Raw genomic sequence first — 19713 nt, forward strand, 5'->3', positions numbered from 1 at the left:
CGCTACTGCCAATACTCCTCTAACCAAGGAGTTGGCTTCACATGACGATACCACTTACCACCGCCGCCTTTAATGGCGTCTGGTGGATTAATCTCGCCATGGAAAATAACAATTTTTGCGCCCTCAGGCAACGTCGGTGCGCGCACTAAGTTAAATGGAATAGGGGCAATACACTGATATTTAAAACTGACACACCACTCCTTATCCCAGTATTCTAAGTGATGATGCTCACGCAGATAATTAGAAAGATAAGCTTGCTCGTGGCGGACTTGCTGACGAATGCTGTCGAAGTTGCGCTCAAAGTTTGCCAGCAAATCAGGATATGTACCCATACCAACGTTAAAGCGATAAACCGAGCTATTACCAATCATGCGCCATGGCTTTTTCCAGTCACGAATGATGACGACACTGTCTTTATGCTCAGCTTTATACGTGAAAAAAGCATCGATATTATCGACGATCACGATATCGATGTCTAAGAATAAGGCGACGCCTTTTAGGTCATATAATTCTGGCTTAAAAGTGGTGAGTTTTTTCCAACCACGTTCAGGGCCTGCTGGTAAATCCATTTCTGGAATCGGGTAACATTGAACGGCAGGATCGATGCCGGTGCTATCATCGGTGAGACAGACCATTTGGAAATCTAAAGTCAGGTGCCGACTGACCATGTTATAAAGACGGTTGACATATTCTGCACCGTATTTATCGCCCCATTTCATACAAATAATATAACGTTGCGCATAGTCTTTGCCGTCTGCTTGGGCTGAGTCTATTGATAAGTTTTGCTTTACGTCAGTTGCCATCATGCACTCATATTGATATAAATGAAGAACGAATGTTAAAAAAATTAGGGCTTAAAAAGGATGTAAATAATACGAACGTTGACTGATATTAACACACCTATTATTCACATTATTTCTTAAGTGTTAGGTATTAGATGTTAGATCTTGGTATTGTTTTACTTATTATGAGCTATTGATTATTCTTAGTTTAAGATTTTGTATGCTTAGAGTTTTGATTACGAATAAACGCTGCTAATGCTTCTTTATCAGCGCTATAAGGATTGTCTAAAACAGGGATGTGTTTAAAACGGCGATAACCCCACATATAATGACTGCATTTATCTTCAATCATCTGTTGCATAGCCAGATTAAGTGCATAAGCAGCGGTTTCAGAATTGCGATCATATAGGGCGGGATCGTCTAATTTATAACAATAAATATCAAAACCACGTCCGTCATCACGGCGAATGCAGGATAATCCGACCAACGCACATTTGGTCTTGCTCGCAAGTTTGGAGGCAAGCGTACTGGTTAAGGTCTCAATGCCAAAAAAGGGCACGACCACACCGCCTGATGGATCGGGAACATGATCGGGCAGTACAATACTAAAGCCACCTTGTTTAAGGGTCTTAAATACGGCTTTGACGCCGCTACCATCGGTCGGAACCAGTGTCGCATTCAGACGCGAGCGACCTTGTAGGATGAAGTCATTGGTAATATCGCCTTTAACAGGCTTATACATAATCGTTGGCGAACCAAACTGATTGAGCCAGGCGTTCATCATCTCCCACGTACCAAGATGCGGGACAATCGCCAGCATGCCGTTAGGATTGGCAAGCCCCTCTAATAAAAGCTCTTTATTATAAACGTCGCGAATTTGAGCAATACTCCATTCAGGTGGCATCGCCCAACTCTTGATAGACTCAATACTGGTTAAACATTGATGATAAATAATGTCTTTGGTTAAGGCTTGCTTTTGACGCTCAGATAACGACGGCGCAATCAGTGCCATATTGATACTGACAGTACGCATAATGCTAGCATTTGGTAGGCGTAATATTACCCAAGCAACAAAACGTGCCAGCATCTGTAAGACAGACAGTGGCACGAATTTGAAGATATGATACGGATTCATGACCGTTCACACGGTGATGAATCACGTAACCAGTCAGATAATAAGTAACTAAGCATTATCTGACTATTTATTGCGCAGGTTTGTTGGTGTCAGCCTGTGCTTTTTCGCGCACACGGATACCAAGGTCACGTAGCTGCTTGCTATCAACTTCAGCAGGTGCTTGGGTTAGTGGGCACTCAGCCGTTTTGGTTTTTGGGAAGGCGATGACATCACGAATAGAGTCTGCGCCTACCATGAGCATAATTAAGCGATCTAAACCAAAGGCCAAGCCACCATGCGGAGGCGCACCGAATTTTAAGGCGTCAAGTAAGAAGCCAAACTTATCTTGAGCCTCTTGCTCACCGATACCAAGCGCTTCGAGTACGGCTTGCTGCATATCATAGGTATTGATACGCAAGCTACCACCGCCAACTTCTGTGCCATTTAGTACCATATCATAAGCGATAGAAAGTGCCGCTTCAGGATTGGTTTTTAATTCTTCAACAGAACCTTTTGGCTTCGTGAACGGATGGTGCATTGAGGTCCATTTGCCATCGTCAGTTTCTTCAAACATTGGGAAGTCAGTGACCCAAAGTGGCGCCCATTCACAAGTCGTCATTTCTAAATCTAGACCAATCTTTTGGCGTAGTGCGCCGATTGCGTCATTGACGATACTGGCTTTATCCGCACCAAAGAAGATAATATCGTTGCTTTGGGCACCAGTACGTTCAATCAAGCTGACCAATACGTCATCAGTCATGTTCTTGATGATAGGAGACTGTAGGCCAGACTCTTGGTCGACACCGTTATTGATGTTGCTGGCGTCATTGACTTTGATATAAGCCAAACCACGTGCACCATAAATGCTCACAAACTTGGTATAAGCATCGATTTGTTTACGGCTTAATGAAGCGCCGCCAGGAATGCGTAGGGCAGCAACGCGACCTTTAGGGTCGTTCGCAGGGCCCGCAAACACTTTAAAATCAACGTCTTTCATTAAATCGGCAACGTCGACCAATTTTAATGGGATACGTAAGTCAGGCTTGTCTGAGGCATAGTCACGCATTGCTTCAGCATAAGTCATACGTGGGAATTGCTCAAATTCAACATCCATCATAGTTTTAAATAGATGCTTGATAAGACCTTCGTTGATATTCATGATTTCTTCTTCATTTAAGAAAGAAGTCTCAATATCGACTTGGGTAAATTCAGGCTGACGGTCAGCACGTAAGTCTTCGTCACGGAAGCATTTAGCGATTTGATAATAACGATCAAATCCTGACACCATTAATAACTGTTTAAACAGCTGCGGTGACTGCGGTAAAGCAAAGAAGTTACCCGGACGTGTACGTGAAGGCACGAGATAATCACGTGCGCCTTCTGGCGTCGCACGAGTCAAAATAGGGGTTTCAACGTCTAAGAAACCATGGTCATCTAAATAGCGACGAATCGTTGAAGTGGCTTTAGCACGGAAAACCATACGCTCTTGCATCTGCGGACGACGCATATCAAGGTAGCGATATTTTAAACGCAAGTCTTCTGATACCGTGGTTTTCTCATCATTCAATGGGAAAGGCGGGGTTTCAGATTTCGCCAATACTTCAATCTCTTTGCCCAATAGCTCAATTTGACCACTGGTCATATTGGCGTTTTCAGTGCCTTCATAACGGCGGCGTACGCGACCGGTAATTTTTAGCACGTATTCAGGACGTACCGCATCAGCAAGAGCGAACGCTTCTGGCGTATCAGGGTCAACGACGACCTGCAAGATACCTGCGCGGTCACGCATGTCTAAGAAAATTACGCCACCGTGATCGCGACGACGATGTACCCAGCCTACGATACTAATGGTTTGCTCAAGTAAGCTTTCGGTTACAGCGCCGCAATATTCGTCTCGGTATTCGCTATGCGTCATAGTGCTTTGCGTCATAATATAATTATCCAGTTGTCAGCCCAATTCGAAATACAATAATACAGCCGCTAGCGTGTGATACAAGCGCCGTGCAATTCAAGCCTTTAGCTAAAAAAGCACAAATAACGCGATATAAGACAAATGGTCATCACGTTGGCTGCAGAAAATTTGGTGTAAACACATATTATGCCTAATCTGCCTTTGTTATACAACCAGCGGTTGCGATACAAAGCGCTGAGAGTAAGCAATGCTCAGCAAATATGGCATCTTACTGATTCGTGGTGTGTGCATGTGGTATTTATAAGATGTTCAGCATTGTTTATGGTATTCATGCCATAACATTGAGCATCAGTTAAATATTGTCATTTTGCTTGAAAATACTAGCCACTGTGCACATATCAGGCTAACTTATAAAACCTTATTAAAACAATCTCGATTATCTATTTTAACTAACAAGGAATTCCGCTCATGCTTTTTCATCCTTCTAAAAACCCTGTTGAGCTAAGAGTTATCCACCTGAATAAAAGCCAAGAGCAACGTCGTGAAGACCTGATGGAGGCGACGCAAGGTAAAGCGGCGCTTAAACAACTGAAAAAAACCATGGCTAAAAAGGCCAAACAAGCATTAAAAGTAAAAAGTAAAAGCAAAAATAAAAAGAATAATAGCGATGATAAGCAGCAAGTCTTTGTGCTTGATTTTGATGGCGATATTAAAGCCACGGCGGTGAAGCATTTACGCGAAGAAATCAGCACATTAATCAGTACTGCCAATAAAGGCGATGAAGTGGTGGTGCGCCTAGAATCGGGCGGCGGTTTGGTTCATGGCTATGGTTTGGCCGCGGCACAACTAGCACGTTTAAAAGACGCGGGTCTAAAACTCACCGTCTGTGTCGATAAAGTCGCGGCAAGCGGCGGTTATATGATGGCTTGCGTCGCCGATAATATCGTCGCTGCACCCTTTGCTGTGATTGGCTCTATCGGTGTGGTATCGCAATTACCAAACTTCCATAAATGGCTGAAAAACCATGATGTCGATTATGAGATGTTTACCGCTGGCGATTACAAACGTACCGTGACCGTATTTGGTGAAAATGACGCTGAAGACCGCGCCAAATACCAAGAAGAACTTGAACAAACACACGAGTTATTTAAGCACTTCGTTAATACTTATCGCCCAACATTGGATGTTGCAAAAGTCGCAACTGGCGAGCATTGGTATGGTGAAGATGCGCTGAAACTTAATTTAATTGATAGCCTGCAAACTTCAGACAGCTATATTTTAGAGCGTATGGAAAATAATGAAGTGTATGCGCTGCATTCACGCCAAAAACCAACCCTTGCAGAAAAATTAGGGCTGTCACAAGCAGCAGGGGCGACACTCAGCATAGCGATTGATAAATTGCCAGATGCCTTGGCACGTTTCGATTTAAACAGTCGCTTGAATATTCTAAAATAATCTTGAATATCATCATGATATCTAGTCGATGATGTTTTAGCGTTGCATTTTTTAATTGTGCATTGTTTGTATTTTGTAAAAGGCGTGTCCTAGCGGGTCGCGCCTTTTTGCTGTTTATTGATAAACGCTGTGTTATAAATGTGGCATACAGAACAGAGTATACGTACGTACACTATAAGAATTTTATTGCGTTTTTTATAAAAGCTTTGTATGAGCGTGATGAAAATAATTAACCAGCAGAACAGAAAAGGATGTCAGCTATGTCTACCGATACATTAATGTTTACCGCCACCGAACATGGTCAAGCCATGCATGCCAAAGTTAAAGCCTTTATCGAAACCTATATCGAGCCAATCGAAGCGCAGTTTTGGGCGGATTGTCATGGGCAAAATCCTGACGGCGATTGGACTAAATGGCACTGGCCAGAAAAATACGAGAGCTTGCGCAAACAAGCACGTGAAGCGGGTCTTTGGAATTTATTTTTGCCAGATGACACGCTAGGCGCTGGGTTATCGGTTACCGATTATGCACCGATTGCTGAACTGACTGGCCGCAGCTTACTTGCCCCTTACGTATTTAACTGTAATGCGCCTGATAGCGGCAACATGGAATTGCTATGGCGTTATGGGTCACAGGAGCAGCAATACAAGTGGCTAACGCCAATTTTGGAAGGTAAAACGCGGTCAGTCTTTTGTATGACTGAGCCTGATGTTGCCTCAAGTGATGCGACCAATATGCAAGCGACAGCTGTCGTCGATGGTGACGAGATTATCATTAATGGTAGCAAGTGGTGGTCATCAGGTCTGGGTGATCCTGCGGTTGATGTCTTGATTGTCATGGCCTATACCCCTGATGATACTAAAGACCGTCATCATCAGCACTCGATGGTTTTAGTGCCAGCTAAAACGGCAGGCGTCAATATCGAGCGTATGCTAAAAGTATTTGGCGATTATGATGCGCCGCACGGTCATGGCGAGGTTAGCTTCAATGATGTACGTGTGCCCGTCAGCCACTTTATCGGTGGCCCAGGTATGGGCTTTGAGATTGCGCAAGGTCGCTTAGGGCCAGGTCGTATTCATCATTGCATGCGTTGTATTGGCGCTGCTGAGAAGTCGCTAGAGCTGGCCGTCAAACGCGGCATGGAGCGTACAGCTTTTGGTAAGCCATTGCTACAACTGGGCGGTAACTTTGAGCGTATCGCTGAGGCGCGTATTAAGATTGATCAAGCACGCCTGCTGACTCTATACGCGGCGCAGAAAATGGACGCCCAAGGTACCAAAGCAGCACTCACAGAAATCTCTGCGATTAAAGTCGTTGCACCGACTGTATTACAAGAAGTGGTCGATATGGCGATTCAAATCCATGGTGGTATGGGCGTTTGCCAAGATACCATGTTGCCGTCCTTTTATGCTCAAGCTCGAGCATTGCGCTTAGCTGACGGTCCTGATGAAGTACATAAAACCATGATTGCGAAACTAGAGCTTAAGCGTCAAGGTTTTAGTCGTTCGTCGAAACCTGCTAAATCATAATACAACGTTAAAATACCATCTCTAAAAATTCACTATTAATCAGTTAATAGTGAATTTTTCATCACTGTAATTATTGATAAAAATAACTGACCACACGATAAGGAACATCTTATGGCAACTGACAATCATGCCAACAATACTGACAATGACGATCAAACACTTAATAAAGTCTTAGATAAAGGCGGCGAAGTGCGCGAGGGTGAAGAGCTTGATGCACAAGCAGTTAGCAATTGGCTACGCGAGCAAGGTGTTGATATAGAAGGCGAGCCAACGGTTACTCAATTCTCTGGCGGTGCTTCAAACTGGACTTACCGGCTGCAATATGAAGGCGAAGGTAAGAGCCAAGACCTTATTTTACGCCGTCCGCCAAAAGGCACTAAGGCCAAATCAGCGCACGATATGGTACGTGAATATACCGTGCAAAAAGCCTTAAAAGATGCCTATCCTTATGTGCCCAAAATGGTCGCGCTATGTACTGATGAGTCCGTCATCGGTGCGGACTTTTATGTCATGGAGCGCATGGAAGGCATCATTCCTCGTGCCAATTTGCCAAAAGGCATCGATTTAGATGTAGAGCAGACGCGCGCCTTATGTACCAATGTCATTGATGCATTGGTTGACTTACATCAAGTCGATTATAAAGAGCATCCTGACTTGGTCAACCTTGGACGCGGTGAAGGTTACTGCGAGCGCCAAGTAACTGGTTGGGATAAGCGTTATGTCAAGGCCAAAACGCCAAACGTGCCAAGCTTTGGCTTAGTTCGTCAGTGGCTAAGTAAGCATACGCCTGCTGACAGTAAGACTTGCCTCATTCATAATGACTGGCGCTTTGATAATGTGATTTTGGATGCTGCTGATCCGACCAAGGTCATTGGCGTACTTGATTGGGAAATGGCGACTTTGGGCGATCCTTTGATGGATTTGGGTAGTGCATTGGCCTATTGGGTCGAAGAAGATGACAACATCATTATGCAGCAGTCACGCCGTCAGCCAACGCACTTAGAAGGTATGATGACCCGTGATGAAGTGGTTGACTACTACCTGAAGCAATCGGGTCTTAAGATAGACAATTGGACGTTTTATGAAGTGTTCGGTCTGTTCCGTTTAGCGGGTATCGTGCAGCAAATTTACTATCGTTATTATAATAAACAAACCACCAATCCAGCGTTTAAGAACTTTTGGCTCATCGTCCATGTACTACATGCCAAATGTCTCAAGCTGATTGCGCAGTACGAAGGTGAGGCGTTATTCAATACTTATGTGCAGCCACAGTTAAAAGAGATTGGTATCGACGCTGCTACGATTGAGCAATTGCCAGCTCCTGTACAAAAAGTGGTCAAAGGTATTTTGCCAAAAGGCTATTTTGCTAAAGCGCCGCAATCATCAGATGAGTAACTGTTTATTCCCTATGGAAATGCTGTAGAGAATCGGTAGAAAACGGCAGGTTAAAACGGCATGTAAAAATTATGATAAAAGGTAGCGTTTTATGACAACCATCCTTCTAGCCCGTCATGGTCAGGCGTCCTTTGGACAAGAAAATTACGATCAGCTCTCAAAGCTTGGCGGTATGCAAGCGCAAATGCTTGGTCAACACTATGCAAGCACGCAGCGCCGCATCGATGCGATTTTTACTGGTAGCTTGGTTAGGCAACAAGACTCTGCACGGCATTTTTGGGAGCGTTATCAGTCGTCTGTGGCTGATACTGAAAAGCCTTACACGCCTGCAATCGATATGAATCAGCCTGATAGCTATGTACTGCCACAATTTGATGAATTTAATCATAAAGATGTGTTAATAAAATCCAATCCGGCTTTTGGCAATCGCGCGGCAATCGCGGCTGAGATTGCGCAAGCAGAAGTGCCTGCTACGCGCTTAGCTGAGCTGTTTGATGCCGCGATGCAGCGCTGGCATGCAGGTGATAACGATAGTGATTACATCGAGAGCTGGCTACAGTTTAGTGAGCGAGCAAAGCAAGCGCTTGAGCAAGTGCGTCTGCAGGTTGCTAACTTACAGTTGGGTCATGATGATACAGTGCTGGTATTCACCTCGGGCGGTATCATCGCTGCTATCACCGCACAGTTATTGCAACAAGGCAGTTCGACGGCTTATCAAATCAATAAAAGCTTGGTCAATACTGGCGTGACGTCTCTTACAATGAAAAATGAGCGTACGCGCTTATTGTCTGTCAATGAATATAGTCATCTGTTTTCTGAAGGCAAGCGCTTTGTGACGTGGCGATAAAAAAGAAATGAGTAAAATATTAAAGCCATCATTAAAAAGCCAATTAAAAACATCATAAAGCGGTTACTTTAAATAGGTCGTCGCTTTTTATGGATTTAAAATCATTAAGTAGCATCGTTAAAATGCTTTAGTTTTATGGCGCTGTAAATTGATTGCGTGTTTGGTTTACGGTATAAGTGCTAAACTTATTATATAAATTTACGCTATGATAGACAATCGACGTCATTTTGTATTGATACCAACAGGATAGGATAGTCCATGAAAAATACATTGATAAATTTGGTCAGCAACAGCGCCAAACAAGGTAAAAATCAGCTATTTAGTGCGATTCAGCCAGCGCGTTATTTAAAAGGCTTGAACAAGCAGCAAGTTGGATGTGGTAAAACGATTTTAATCACCGGTGCCAGCTCAGGATTGGGCGAGGGCATGGCAAGATTGTTTGCTAAACTCGGTTATAACCTTGCGATTTGTGCCCGCCGTACCGAGCGTTTAGAAAATTTAAAAGCAGAATTATTGGCTCAATATCCTGATATTCGTATCGAATATCGAATCTTAGATGTCAGCGATTACGATGCGATTTTTACAGTGTTTGATGCCTTTGCAGCGGATTTTGGTCATATCGATCGCGTGGTGGTAAATGCCGGTATCGGCGACAGTCGCCGTATTGGTAAAGGGCGCTTTGATACCAACCGCCGTACCGTTGAGATTAACTTTGTCTCTGCGCTCGCGCAATGTGAAGCGGCGATGAATATCTTCCGTGCACAAAATAGCGGTCATTTAGTAGCGATATCAAGTATGTCAGCGATGCGCGGCTTGCCTAAGCATTTGACCGCTTATGGCGCAAGTAAGGCGGGCTTGGCGCATTTAGCAGAGGGTATCCGGGCTGATATGCTATTAACCAAGCTGCCGATTCAAGTGTCCACCATTTATCCAGGCTATGTGCGCACCGAAATCAATGAAAATGCCAAGCCTTTACCGTTTGAAGTCGATGCAGAGACAGGCACGACAGCAATCGTTGCCGCGATTGAGGCAAGAGTAAACGAAGCTTGTGTACCAAGTTTACCGTGGTCGATTGTCGGTCAAGCCATGAAGCATTTGCCGTTACAAGTGGTTAATAAGGTTAGCTGATATCAGTTATTTTGCTAGTTATGCTAGAAACAGTACAGACAAAATTAAAATAACAAAAAGCCCGCTACATTTTATATAGCGGGCTTTTATTACTTTTGAAACTTTTAAGTCTTCAATGCTACAAGGTTTGTGGATTGTCTAGCATATGTTTTTCACGTAGTTTTTGGCGTAGTATTTTGCCGACATTGCTCTTTGGTAGCTCGCTGACAAATTCGATATGGCGTGGGCATTTATAGCCCGTTAAGTTGTCAATAGCGAACTCTTTGATGTCACTTTTGGTGACATTATTATCGGCAGGCACGATATAGATTTTAACCGCCTCACCTTGATGGTCATCAGGAATGCCGATGACAGCACATTCAACAATCCCTTTACAATCAAGCATAACTGACTCGATTTCATTAGGAAAGACGTTAAAGCCTGAGACCAAAACCATGTCTTTTTTACGATCAAGTAGGGTGATATAACCTTTTTCATCCATACTGATGATATCGCCCGTACGGAAATAGCCGTCTTTAGTAAAGTCGTTGGTATTGTCTTTATTAAAGTAGCCTGAAGTAATATTTGGCCCTTTGATACACATCTCACCCGCCTGATTGTAGCCAACGGTTTCGCCGTTATCATCGACCACGATAATATCGACACTTGGGACAGGAATACCAATAGTACCGTTAAATTTGCGGTCTGTGATGACGTTGGCTGTACCGGCAGCAACGCCTTCGGTCATACCCCAACCTTCAACCATTGGACAGCCAGTCACCTCTAACCAGCGCGCTGCTGTTTGTTCGGTCGCTGCCATGCCGCCTGCCTGCGAGATACGTAGCGAGCTAAAATCTAAGTCTTTAAAGTTCGGCTGATCAAGCAATCCTTTAAACAAGGTATTAACCGCAGGGAAAATATGGAATGGTTGTTTTGATAAGGTTTTGATAAATCCAGGCATATCACGTGGATTGGGTATCAATATAAAAGTATAACCCGAACGCATACCGAGTAGGCTCAGCATAAAGGCAAAAATATGATATAGCGGTAACGCCATCACCATATTGATATAAGCCTCGTTAATATCTGAGGCAATCGGGCGATACCAAGCTTCCGACTGCATCGCAGCGGCAACGACATTGCGCTGAGTGAGTACAGCACCTTTAGACAAGCCTGTCGTACCGCCGGTATATTGCAAAATAGCTTTGTGTTGCAAAGCCGTTTTTGGCGCTTGGAAAGGTAAGTTTTTGCCTTTTTTTAGCACATCAGGGAATTTGGTGACGTTGTATTTAGGATCGTTAAGATTGTACTTCGGCACCAAGCGTTTGACCTGACGGATAACGGTATTCACCAAAATACCTTTTAAACCCATCATATCGCCCATTTTTGATAGGACAATACGCTTGATAGCTGTCTCTTCAATGACTTGCTCAAGCGCTTGCGCAAAGTTATCAACCACAAAGATAACCTGAGCGCCAGAATCATTTAATTGATGGCGCAGCTCACGACCAGTATAGAGAGGGTTGATAGGCGTACAAACGTAGCCTGCACGCAAGATACCAATCATCGTTGGCAGATATTGCGGCACGTTTGGCATCATAAGCGCCACGACACTGCCTTTAGGAATACCTTGCGCTTGTAACCATGCGGCAATGGCAAGAGAGGCTTGATCAACATCACCATACGTGTGGGTCACACCCATACAGATCGTCATAGGGTGCATACGAAAGCGATTAAAGCACTCTTCATATAGCTCTATAAGACTTTCGTATTGATCAGGATTGATGGTATTTGGTACGTTTGCTGGATATTGAGCAAGCCAAGGCTTATCAGTGGTCATACTTAGCGTCCTTAAATGTGCGATAAGTTAAGGTTCTATAAAAAAGTAGTCACGTCCCTGTCAATAATACCATCATCGCCCTAGCATCGATGGATTGCCGAGTGTTATCCTATTTATTCACAGACTGCTAAAATACGGTGGCCTTTATACAAATATCATTGATTACAAGATTATTTAATTAAAAAATATTTAACTACCAAGCATTAGCTCCTAAGTAGATTAAATGGCTAGTGAGTGCTGTTGATACTAAAGGTAGTACTGCAAAAGGTAGTACTGAAAAATATCACATCCAGACAAGGTTGGTCGATTAACCTCAATTTAAGAGACTATCAATATCTAATATCATTCAATAAATAATAGCGTAACATATTTTCGCAATACATTAACATAACTGCAATTGAGTCTGTTATTCCTATACAAGAACTTGTTAGTTTATAATTCAGTTTGATAAAATAAAAAAACTGTGTTGCAAGCTAAAATACACAAGTGGTTATTAATATAAGAGATGAAAGGGCAGCCAAATCATATAATATAGTCAGTTCAAAACAAAAGTGTTATGGCTAGGACAAACATCATAAAATAATTTGGATAAGTCATTTTCCATCCACCCTTGGCGTAGAAACTTCACTTGAGCCCACTTCTTTTCAATAGGGTTCAAGTCTGGGCTGTACGGCGGCAGCCATAGGATACGATGACCATGCCTGTTCAGTAATTTTTGGATACGTCTACTTTTATGAAACCGAGCGTTATCCATGACAATCACGCATTTGGTTTTAAGGCTTGGGATTAGGGTGTGTTTGCACCAATCGTAGAATATGCCGCTGTTAATGTTGTGTTCAAAGTAATCCAGTGCAAATAGCATCTTTTCATATAGAGCCCCAATGACGTTGGTTCGCTTTTTACCTTGCCAGTTGTAGCTGTCGATACAGGGTTTGCCTATCAGTGCATAACCATGAGGACGAATGGTCTGGCTTTCAAAACCGCTTTCGTCCATATACACAATGGGATAACCTTGCTGTTTAAAGTTATCAAGCTTACTCTGATACGCCGCTCTTTTTATTGGACATGCTTTTGGATGCTCTAAGGTCTTTTTTTTGACTGATGCCTAGGCGTTTTAAAGCCTCACAAATGGCTGGGGCAGTACAGTTGAACCGTCTTGCTCTCTCATAGTGATAGTCATCAGGGTAACGCTTAACGTCTTTGCGTAGTGCATCATCCGGTATTTTTGATGGCGTAACATTGCGAGTGCTCTTACTATGCAGCCGTTTCTTCCACTTTTGAATAGTGGTTGGACTAATGTCATAAAAAGAGGCTGCCTCGGCAAAGGTCATGCCATCTGCTAAGCTTTTAAGAACTTGTTTGCGATAATCTAGTGAGTAAGTCATGATAATTGAGTATATCTGTTGAGATGTTTTATCTTATAACATTTTTATATTTAATACACTATACATAGTACTACAAATATAAGTCATTAATTTTACTAAAAACGTCCTAAAAACATTCTTAATGTCATCTTAGTTTAGCTAACTGAACAGTTACAAAGCGTAAAGTTTTAGTAGTAAAGAAGAATAATTAAAGCATAAAAAAAGCGCTCTATAGTGAAGATAGGGCGCTTTTTTTATGACTTTTTTATGACTAAGATATTGAACTTTTACCTTAATTAGTGCTGTGGATTATCAGCGATATGTTTCTCACGCAGCTTTTGACGCAGTACTTTACCCACATTACTTTTTGGCAATTCAGTCACAAATTCGATATGACGCGGGCATTTATAACCGGTCAAATTATCTAAAGCAAACTCTTTGATCGAGTTTTTAGTGACATTGTTATCAGCAGGAATAACATAGATTTTGACTGCCTCGCCTTGACGCTCATCAGGAATACCAATCACAGCGCAATCAATAATCCCTTCACAGTCCAGCATGACGGATTCAATCTCGTTAGGGAAGACATTAAATCCTGAGACCAAAATCATGTCTTTTTTACGGTCTAATAGTCTAAAGTAGCCTTTATCATCCATGCTGACGATATCGCCGGTACGGAAATAGCCATCTTTCGTAAAGTCGTCACTACTATCTCTATTCAGATAGCCTGAGGTGACATTAGGACCTTTAACGCACATCTCACCAGCTTGGTTGACGCCAACACGATTGCCTTCATCATCGATAATGATAACATCAACACTCGGGACAGGAACACCAATCGTGCCATCTTAAAACAATTGCCGCTGAGTTCGATAATATCCTTATCTATTGACGGACTACCAATTTCTGTTGTTCAGTTTTGATGAATGATAAAAGCATTGATCTTAAATAAATATGATCATCTTAAAAAGTGACACTCAATTTTAAAGCGTTTTTACCAATTATTCGTAACTAAAAAATAATGTATCGTCCATATAATGATACATTTAAGCAATACATTAGCATGAATCTAAGTAAAGGTAATATTAGCATGAGCGTACTGGCCAGTACATATAAAATGCGGGTAAATAAATTTATTCATTATGCAATAAAAAGATGACCAACGGTCGTTATGGTAGGATGAACTGCTGTTTTTTATTAAAAAATCGCCGATAAATGAGTAAAGCGCTTATCGTACAGCCAAGGGTGCTACTGACGCAGATTAAAAACATCGTTACAATCTGATAACGCACAGCTTGGGTGGGATCGGCACCGGCAAGTATTTGCCCAGTCATCATACCCGGTAAGCTGACAATACCGACAACCAGCATCGAGTTTAGGGTGGGCGTCATGCCATTGATGATAGCCGCTCGTATTTGTTCGTGCACCGCTTCAAATGGTTTGGCAGAAAGGCTTAACATCATCTCGATGCGCCCTTGTTGCCCATGGAGGTTTTCGATAAGCTGATTGCTGGTCAGGGAGATAGCAGTCAAAGAGTTACCGAGTATTAAGCCCAGTATAGGAATGATAAATTGCGGTGTATACCAAGGTTGCACTTGCAAAATTAGACTAATAGCGATGACCGTAACCAATACTGCTGATGTGCTGACAGCGATTAACGTATCAACTAACAAGCCTTTATACGTGCGTTTGACTCGATTTTTGGCAGCGCTACCGGCAATCAAAGTCATGATGGTCAAAATAATAAGGACTTCGTACCATTGTTCCCGAGCAAAAATCCATGCCAATATCAGGCCGATAAAGCTAAGCTGTATCACCGTACGGACAGCAGCAATGACAAGTGTTTTGGTCAATCTTAGACGTAAAAACCATGACACGACCAGCACGATAATAATCAAGCTGCTGGCAAGCGCAATATCAGCATAAGTCAGTACGATTTGCATGTTATCTGTACTCATCACGGGAGCTCGTTATAAAGGCAAGGTTAATCTACTTTGGTTAAAACGCCGGCATCCATATACCAATGTTTATCTGCTAATGGCATAATATCCTGCGTGTCATGAGTTACCCACAATAATGTGCGCGTCGGCTCACGACGTAACCAGTTGATAAGCAAATGCACGAGTTTCGCTGACGTATCGACGTCTAAGGCTGCAGTAGGTTCATCCAATAACAATACTTGCGGGTTTAATTGCAATAAACGCAGAGTATTGACCAGTTGCCGCTCGCCACCCGACAGAGTGTTGGCGTCTTGTTGTAAGAAGTCAGAGGTACGCTCTAAATACTCAAGCTGCTCGATGTGCCAGTCAATATTAAAATGCTTATGCTGATGGCTTGCCAAACGATAGGGCAATTGCAAGTTATCAATAACGCTGCCTTCTAGCAATTGTGGCTGCTGCGCGAGAAGGGCAACCTGCGAGCGCCAATGCATGGGTGCTATTTCATGAACGCTATCACGAGTATCACTATTTTGCGCATCGCTTTGTAGCCAAACGTCGCCTGTCGTCATAGGCAGTAGCCCTGCTAATACGCGCAATAAGACAGACTTGCCACTACCAGAAGCGCCCGTCAAAACCGTCACTTGCCCAGCCAGTAATATACCACTGGCACCACTTATCAATGTACGGTTATTAATGGATAAAGCATCGTCGGAAGCTGAACTCTTCTGTCTTTTTGTGAACCATCGGCGGTAAGTAGGGAGCGGAGTCGCGCGCTTGCTATGGACCCAAATATCTTCAAACGCTAGCATAAAAGCCTTATTATCCGTCTTATTGGCGCTCATAGCCTAGTCGTTCAATTATTTTAATTATTAGCATGTTGTATGAGCGCTTGCTCAATGGTCTCGCGTAACTTTTTCGGTACGCGAATAGGACGCATAGGTGCACTATGGTTGGCAGTCGCATCAGCACCAGAATCAGATATAGAAGCTGGCGTGATTTGATTTTGCACGCAAGCGATAACGATTTTAGTGCTGCTTAACAAGGTATTGTTGGAATAATTGCTGTTTAAAACAGCAGTGTTTGCCTGAGTATCATCATTTGCATCCACAGTTGGCATTGAGCGATGAATGCTTTGATAAAATACAATGCTGGCAGGTTTTAATTCGACCTTATCGATACGTACATTAATGACTTCATCTAATAGAATGGCTTTTTTGTATTGCAGGTCGGCTTGGCTGACGACAAAATGCTGAATCTCACCATCATCAGTCTGCAAAAAATAGCCATTTAAACCAAGCTTGGTAAACCAATCACGGCGACAGTTTTCAAAGAATACTAAATGATTGGCATGGTAAACTATGCCGCCTGCATCAGTATGGTTAATATATACATTATAATCAGTGGCAAATAACGGCGTGCTTGCGCTAATAGGTGGTGTATGGGTATTTTTATTCATAATTGTCATAATGTTGCTCAGTAAATTTACTTAATAATTTATTTTTAGGGTTTAAACATTTATAGATATGGTTATAAAAATAAAAAAATCGATAACGCATCTGTGGCTGCTTTTAACAGCTACTCTATCGTAAGAGATAAGGGCGTGCAACAGCTAGCCTTGCCGATGTCTGTTATCATAAACCTTTATATAGTCAGTTCAGAATAAAATCGATATATTAATCTTTAGGTGCGACTGGGATAAATTTTCCTTGCTTGCTGCTATCACAGAGGCTACGAAAAATTCATTCCAGTCGCACTGTCTCTGTTTTAAAGTGAATCCACTATATATTGCCGCTCTGCTTTATTTTATAGCCGCACTATTTAATGGTCGCACTTTTAAAGTGTCGGTCGTTTAAATAGCATCACTCGTTTATAGCAGTATTTTGTTTTAATTCATTAGTATAGGACAGTTTATGACCCGTTTTGTCAGTTTTAATATCAATGGTATCCGCGCTCGTCAACATCAGCTAGAGGCGGTGCGAGAGGTAATCGACCCTGATGTGATGGGTCTACAAGAGACCAAGGTGCATGATGAGCAGTTTCCGCTCGAAAATGTCGAGAGCTTGGGTTATCACGTCGAGTACTTCGGTCAAAAAGCGCATTATGGCGTGGCGTTATTATCGAAAGTTGCGCCCATTTTTGTGCAAAAAGGCTTCCCTGGTGAAGATGAAGAGGCGCAAAAACGCTTTATCCATGTGCGCTATGTGTTCGATGGCCGTGAAGTGGATGTGCTTAACGGTTATTTTCCGCAGGGAGAGAGCCAAGACCATCCGACCAAATTCCCTATGAAGCGTGCCTATTATGCAGATTTGATGACCTATATCGATACGTTAAAAGCAGAAGGGCGCTCGCTAATTATCATGGGTGATATGAATATCGCCCCAGAAGATGTCGATATTGGTATCGGCGAGGTTAATGCCAAGCGTTGGCTGAAAAATAGAAAAACCTCTTTTTTACCCGAAGAGCGTGAATGGTATAGTGACTTGATGTCACGCGAGCTGACCGATACTTATCGTCTGCATTATCCAGAGAGTACCGAATTATATAGCTGGTTTGATTATCGCAGTCGCGGTTTTAATGATGAGCCAAAACGCGGTCTGCGTATCGACCACATTTTATGTACGGCGGATTTAATAGAGCACTGCGTTGATGCGGGTATTAGCTATGAGCTACGCGGCATGGAAAAACCCTCTGATCATGCGCCAATTTGGGCAGCGTTTGACTTAAATAAAGTATAATAACTTGATTAAAGACAGCAGGTTTTTAATAGCAGGCTTTACAACCAAGAGCGTATAACTAAGAGTGTACAACTAAGATTTTATAAAGATAACTTATAACCAATAAATAATGCATCAGCATTGATGAATAAGGATTGAATGATGGCTGTCGGCAACGTTGCAATACCCAATACGATTTATCCTATTGATGGGATTAAACTAAGCGCCACCGCTGCAGGCGTACGCTACAAAGACCGCGATGATTTGGTGGTGATAGAGATTGCTGATAGCGCCAACACTGCGGTTGTGACCACAAAAAACACCTTTTGTGCTGCGCCTGTGCGTGTCTTACGTGAACACTTTGCTAAAGCCAGTCCGCGTTATTTAATCACCAATACTGGCAACGCCAATGCTGGTACGGGCGCTGATGGTAAACGCCGCGCGCTTGATATCTGTAGCGCTCTAGCTGCTAAAGCGGGCGTAGATGTCAATGCTGTTTTGCCATTTTCGACAGGCGTGATAGGCGAGCCACTAAACAGTGATGCTATTATCGCAGGCTTAGACAATGCCTTAGCCAATTTGGCTGCTGATAATTGGCTGGCTGCGGCCAATGGTATTCGTACGACGGATACGATTCCAAAGCTTGCCAGTGAAAAGGTTGATGTCGATGCTATCAGCTATCATATTACGGGTATGTCAAAAGGCTCGGGAATGATACGCCCCAATATGGCGACCATGCTTGGCTATGTGGCCACTGATGCCAATATCGCCGCTGATTTATTGCAAGAAATGCTGAGCAAAATTAATGAGCAATCCTTTAACCGCATTACTGTCGATGGTGATACCTCAACCAATGATTGCTGCGTCTTGATTGCAACCGGAACAGCGAGCTCGGAGATTATTGATAGCCCAGAGCATCCGCATTATCAGCCGATATTTGACGCCTTAACAGCAGTGTTTGTGCGCTTGGCACAATTGATTGTACGAGATGGGGAAGGTGCCACCAAGTTTATGACGGTAAAAGTCACGGGCGGCAATACCACGCAAGAATGCTGCGATGTGGCGTATGCGGTCGCCCATTCACCACTGGTCAAGACGGCGTTTTTTGCCAGTGATGCCAATTGGGGTCGTATCTTAGCAGCAGTTGGCTATGCCGGTATCGACGACCTTGATACCCAGCAAGTCGATGTCTATCTAGATGAAGTGATGATTTGTCAAAATGGTGGTGTGGCTCCGAGCTATACGGAAGCGGCTGGCAAAGAGGTTATGAGTCGTCCTGAGATTACCATTCATATTGATTTGGCACGTGGTGATGCTCACGATACCGTTTATACCTGCGACTTATCTTACGATTACGTCAAAATAAACGCCGATTATCGTAGCTAAAAATCATTTATATTTTTATACAAACGCTCAAAGCTGAAATGGTTTTGAGCGTTTTTTTATGTTCAATACTAAATAATCCAATACCGAATTATTCAATACTGCGATTTCTCCTATTAATAAATCACTGTTAATAAAAGGCCGGTAATAAAAGACCGTTAATAAAAAAACATGAATAAAAAACCGTTTATTAACATCAGTTGCAAAAGCTGACGTTACGTTACAAAGCAGTTATAGAGGCTAAGGGGTTGGACGACCTATACTAGCTGCAGTAAACAATAGACGGTACTGATGGAGGTTGGGCCATTTGACCTAAACTGAGTTTATCTCG

17 protein-coding genes and 1 pseudogene are annotated in these 19713 nt (G+C 42.9%); 7 read left to right on the plus strand and 11 right to left on the minus strand.

The window, feature by feature from the left end; all coding sequences use genetic code 11:
• Positions 1-2 precede the first annotated feature (2 nt).
• The 3 genes from QJS82_RS04410 to aspS all read right to left on the minus strand — a co-directional run bounded on the left by QJS82_RS04410 (position 3) and on the right by aspS (position 3811).
• Positions 3-719, minus strand: coding sequence for a glycosyltransferase (locus QJS82_RS04410; RefSeq protein WP_281491668.1), 717 nt, complete (start codon positions 717-719; stop codon positions 3-5).
• A 271-nt stretch (positions 720-990) separates the two neighbouring features.
• On the minus strand, positions 991-1917 hold the full coding sequence (locus QJS82_RS04415; RefSeq protein ID WP_281491352.1) for a lysophospholipid acyltransferase family protein: 927 nt from the start codon (positions 1915-1917) through the stop codon (positions 991-993).
• A 67-nt stretch (positions 1918-1984) separates the two neighbouring features.
• Positions 1985-3811 carry an aspartate--tRNA ligase gene (gene aspS / locus QJS82_RS04420; protein WP_201563576.1) on the minus strand — a complete coding sequence of 609 codons (1827 nt, stop codon included), beginning with the start codon at positions 3809-3811 and terminating at the stop codon, positions 1985-1987.
• 465 nt (positions 3812-4276) lie between these two features.
• Here aspS and sohB point away from each other — a divergent pair, with 465 nt between their 5' ends.
• From sohB to QJS82_RS04445, 5 genes are all read left to right on the plus strand, one after another.
• Positions 4277-5263 carry a protease SohB gene (gene sohB / locus QJS82_RS04425; protein WP_281491353.1) on the plus strand — a complete coding sequence of 329 codons (987 nt, stop codon included), beginning with the start codon at positions 4277-4279 and terminating at the stop codon, positions 5261-5263.
• Positions 5264-5541: 278 nt separating this feature from the next.
• Positions 5542-6792, plus strand: a complete 1251-nt coding sequence (locus tag QJS82_RS04430; RefSeq protein WP_438656659.1) for an acyl-CoA dehydrogenase family protein — start codon at positions 5542-5544, stop codon at positions 6790-6792.
• 111 nt (positions 6793-6903) lie between these two features.
• A complete protein-coding gene (locus tag QJS82_RS04435; RefSeq protein ID WP_281491355.1) occupies positions 6904-8187 on the plus strand; it encodes a phosphotransferase family protein in 1284 nt (427 codons plus the stop codon).
• A 91-nt stretch (positions 8188-8278) separates the two neighbouring features.
• A complete protein-coding gene (locus QJS82_RS04440; protein ID WP_281491356.1) occupies positions 8279-9034 on the plus strand; it encodes a histidine phosphatase family protein in 756 nt (251 codons plus the stop codon).
• Positions 9035-9460: 426 nt separating this feature from the next.
• On the plus strand, positions 9461-10162 hold the full coding sequence (locus tag QJS82_RS04445) for an SDR family oxidoreductase (protein WP_281491669.1): 702 nt from the start codon (positions 9461-9463) through the stop codon (positions 10160-10162).
• A gap of 118 nt (positions 10163-10280) precedes the next feature.
• Here the strand turns inward: QJS82_RS04445 and QJS82_RS04450 are convergent, their stop codons facing one another.
• The 8 genes and pseudogenes from QJS82_RS04450 to QJS82_RS04480 all read right to left on the minus strand — a co-directional run bounded on the left by QJS82_RS04450 (position 10281) and on the right by QJS82_RS04480 (position 16741).
• Positions 10281-11981: an AMP-binding protein gene (locus QJS82_RS04450; RefSeq protein ID WP_281491357.1), complete on the minus strand. Its 1701-nt coding sequence runs from the start codon at positions 11979-11981 to the stop codon at positions 10281-10283.
• 535 nt (positions 11982-12516) lie between these two features.
• Positions 12517-13041 (minus strand): IS630 family transposase, encoded by a 525-nt coding sequence (locus QJS82_RS04455; protein ID WP_156915621.1) that lies wholly within the window; start codon positions 13039-13041, stop codon positions 12517-12519.
• Positions 13016-13366: an IS630 transposase-related protein gene (locus tag QJS82_RS04460; RefSeq protein ID WP_281491358.1), complete on the minus strand. Its 351-nt coding sequence runs from the start codon at positions 13364-13366 to the stop codon at positions 13016-13018. Before QJS82_RS04460 ends, QJS82_RS04455 begins: the two co-directional genes overlap by 26 nt.
• Positions 13367-13641: 275 nt before the next feature.
• Positions 13642-14103, minus strand: a complete 462-nt coding sequence (locus QJS82_RS04465; protein WP_348651555.1) for an AMP-binding enzyme — start codon at positions 14101-14103, stop codon at positions 13642-13644.
• Positions 14104-14124: 21 nt separating this feature from the next.
• A pseudogene (locus tag QJS82_RS13725) lies at positions 14125-14184 on the minus strand (hypothetical protein); the annotation flags it as partial.
• Between the two features lie 330 nt (positions 14185-14514).
• Entirely contained in the window at positions 14515-15303 is a 789-nt protein-coding gene (locus QJS82_RS04470) for an ABC transporter permease (protein ID WP_281491359.1), read from the minus strand.
• Between the two features lie 26 nt (positions 15304-15329).
• A complete protein-coding gene (locus tag QJS82_RS04475) occupies positions 15330-16127 on the minus strand; it encodes an ABC transporter ATP-binding protein (RefSeq protein ID WP_281491360.1) in 798 nt (265 codons plus the stop codon).
• 20 nt (positions 16128-16147) lie between these two features.
• Positions 16148-16741, minus strand: a complete 594-nt coding sequence (locus tag QJS82_RS04480) for a hotdog domain-containing protein (RefSeq protein WP_281491361.1) — start codon at positions 16739-16741, stop codon at positions 16148-16150.
• Between the two features lie 454 nt (positions 16742-17195).
• On the opposite strand from QJS82_RS04480, the gene xthA reads away from it, so the two are divergent.
• Positions 17196-18020 carry an exodeoxyribonuclease III gene (gene xthA, locus QJS82_RS04485; RefSeq protein WP_281491362.1) on the plus strand — a complete coding sequence of 275 codons (825 nt, stop codon included), beginning with the start codon at positions 17196-17198 and terminating at the stop codon, positions 18018-18020.
• A 141-nt stretch (positions 18021-18161) separates the two neighbouring features.
• A complete protein-coding gene (gene argJ / locus QJS82_RS04490; protein ID WP_281491671.1) occupies positions 18162-19385 on the plus strand; it encodes a bifunctional glutamate N-acetyltransferase/amino-acid acetyltransferase ArgJ in 1224 nt (407 codons plus the stop codon).
• Positions 19386-19713: the final 328 nt, after the last annotated feature.

It is taken from the genome of Psychrobacter maritimus (assembly GCF_029953575.1).
In the GTDB taxonomy this organism is placed as follows: Bacteria; Pseudomonadota; Gammaproteobacteria; order Pseudomonadales; family Moraxellaceae; genus Psychrobacter; species Psychrobacter maritimus.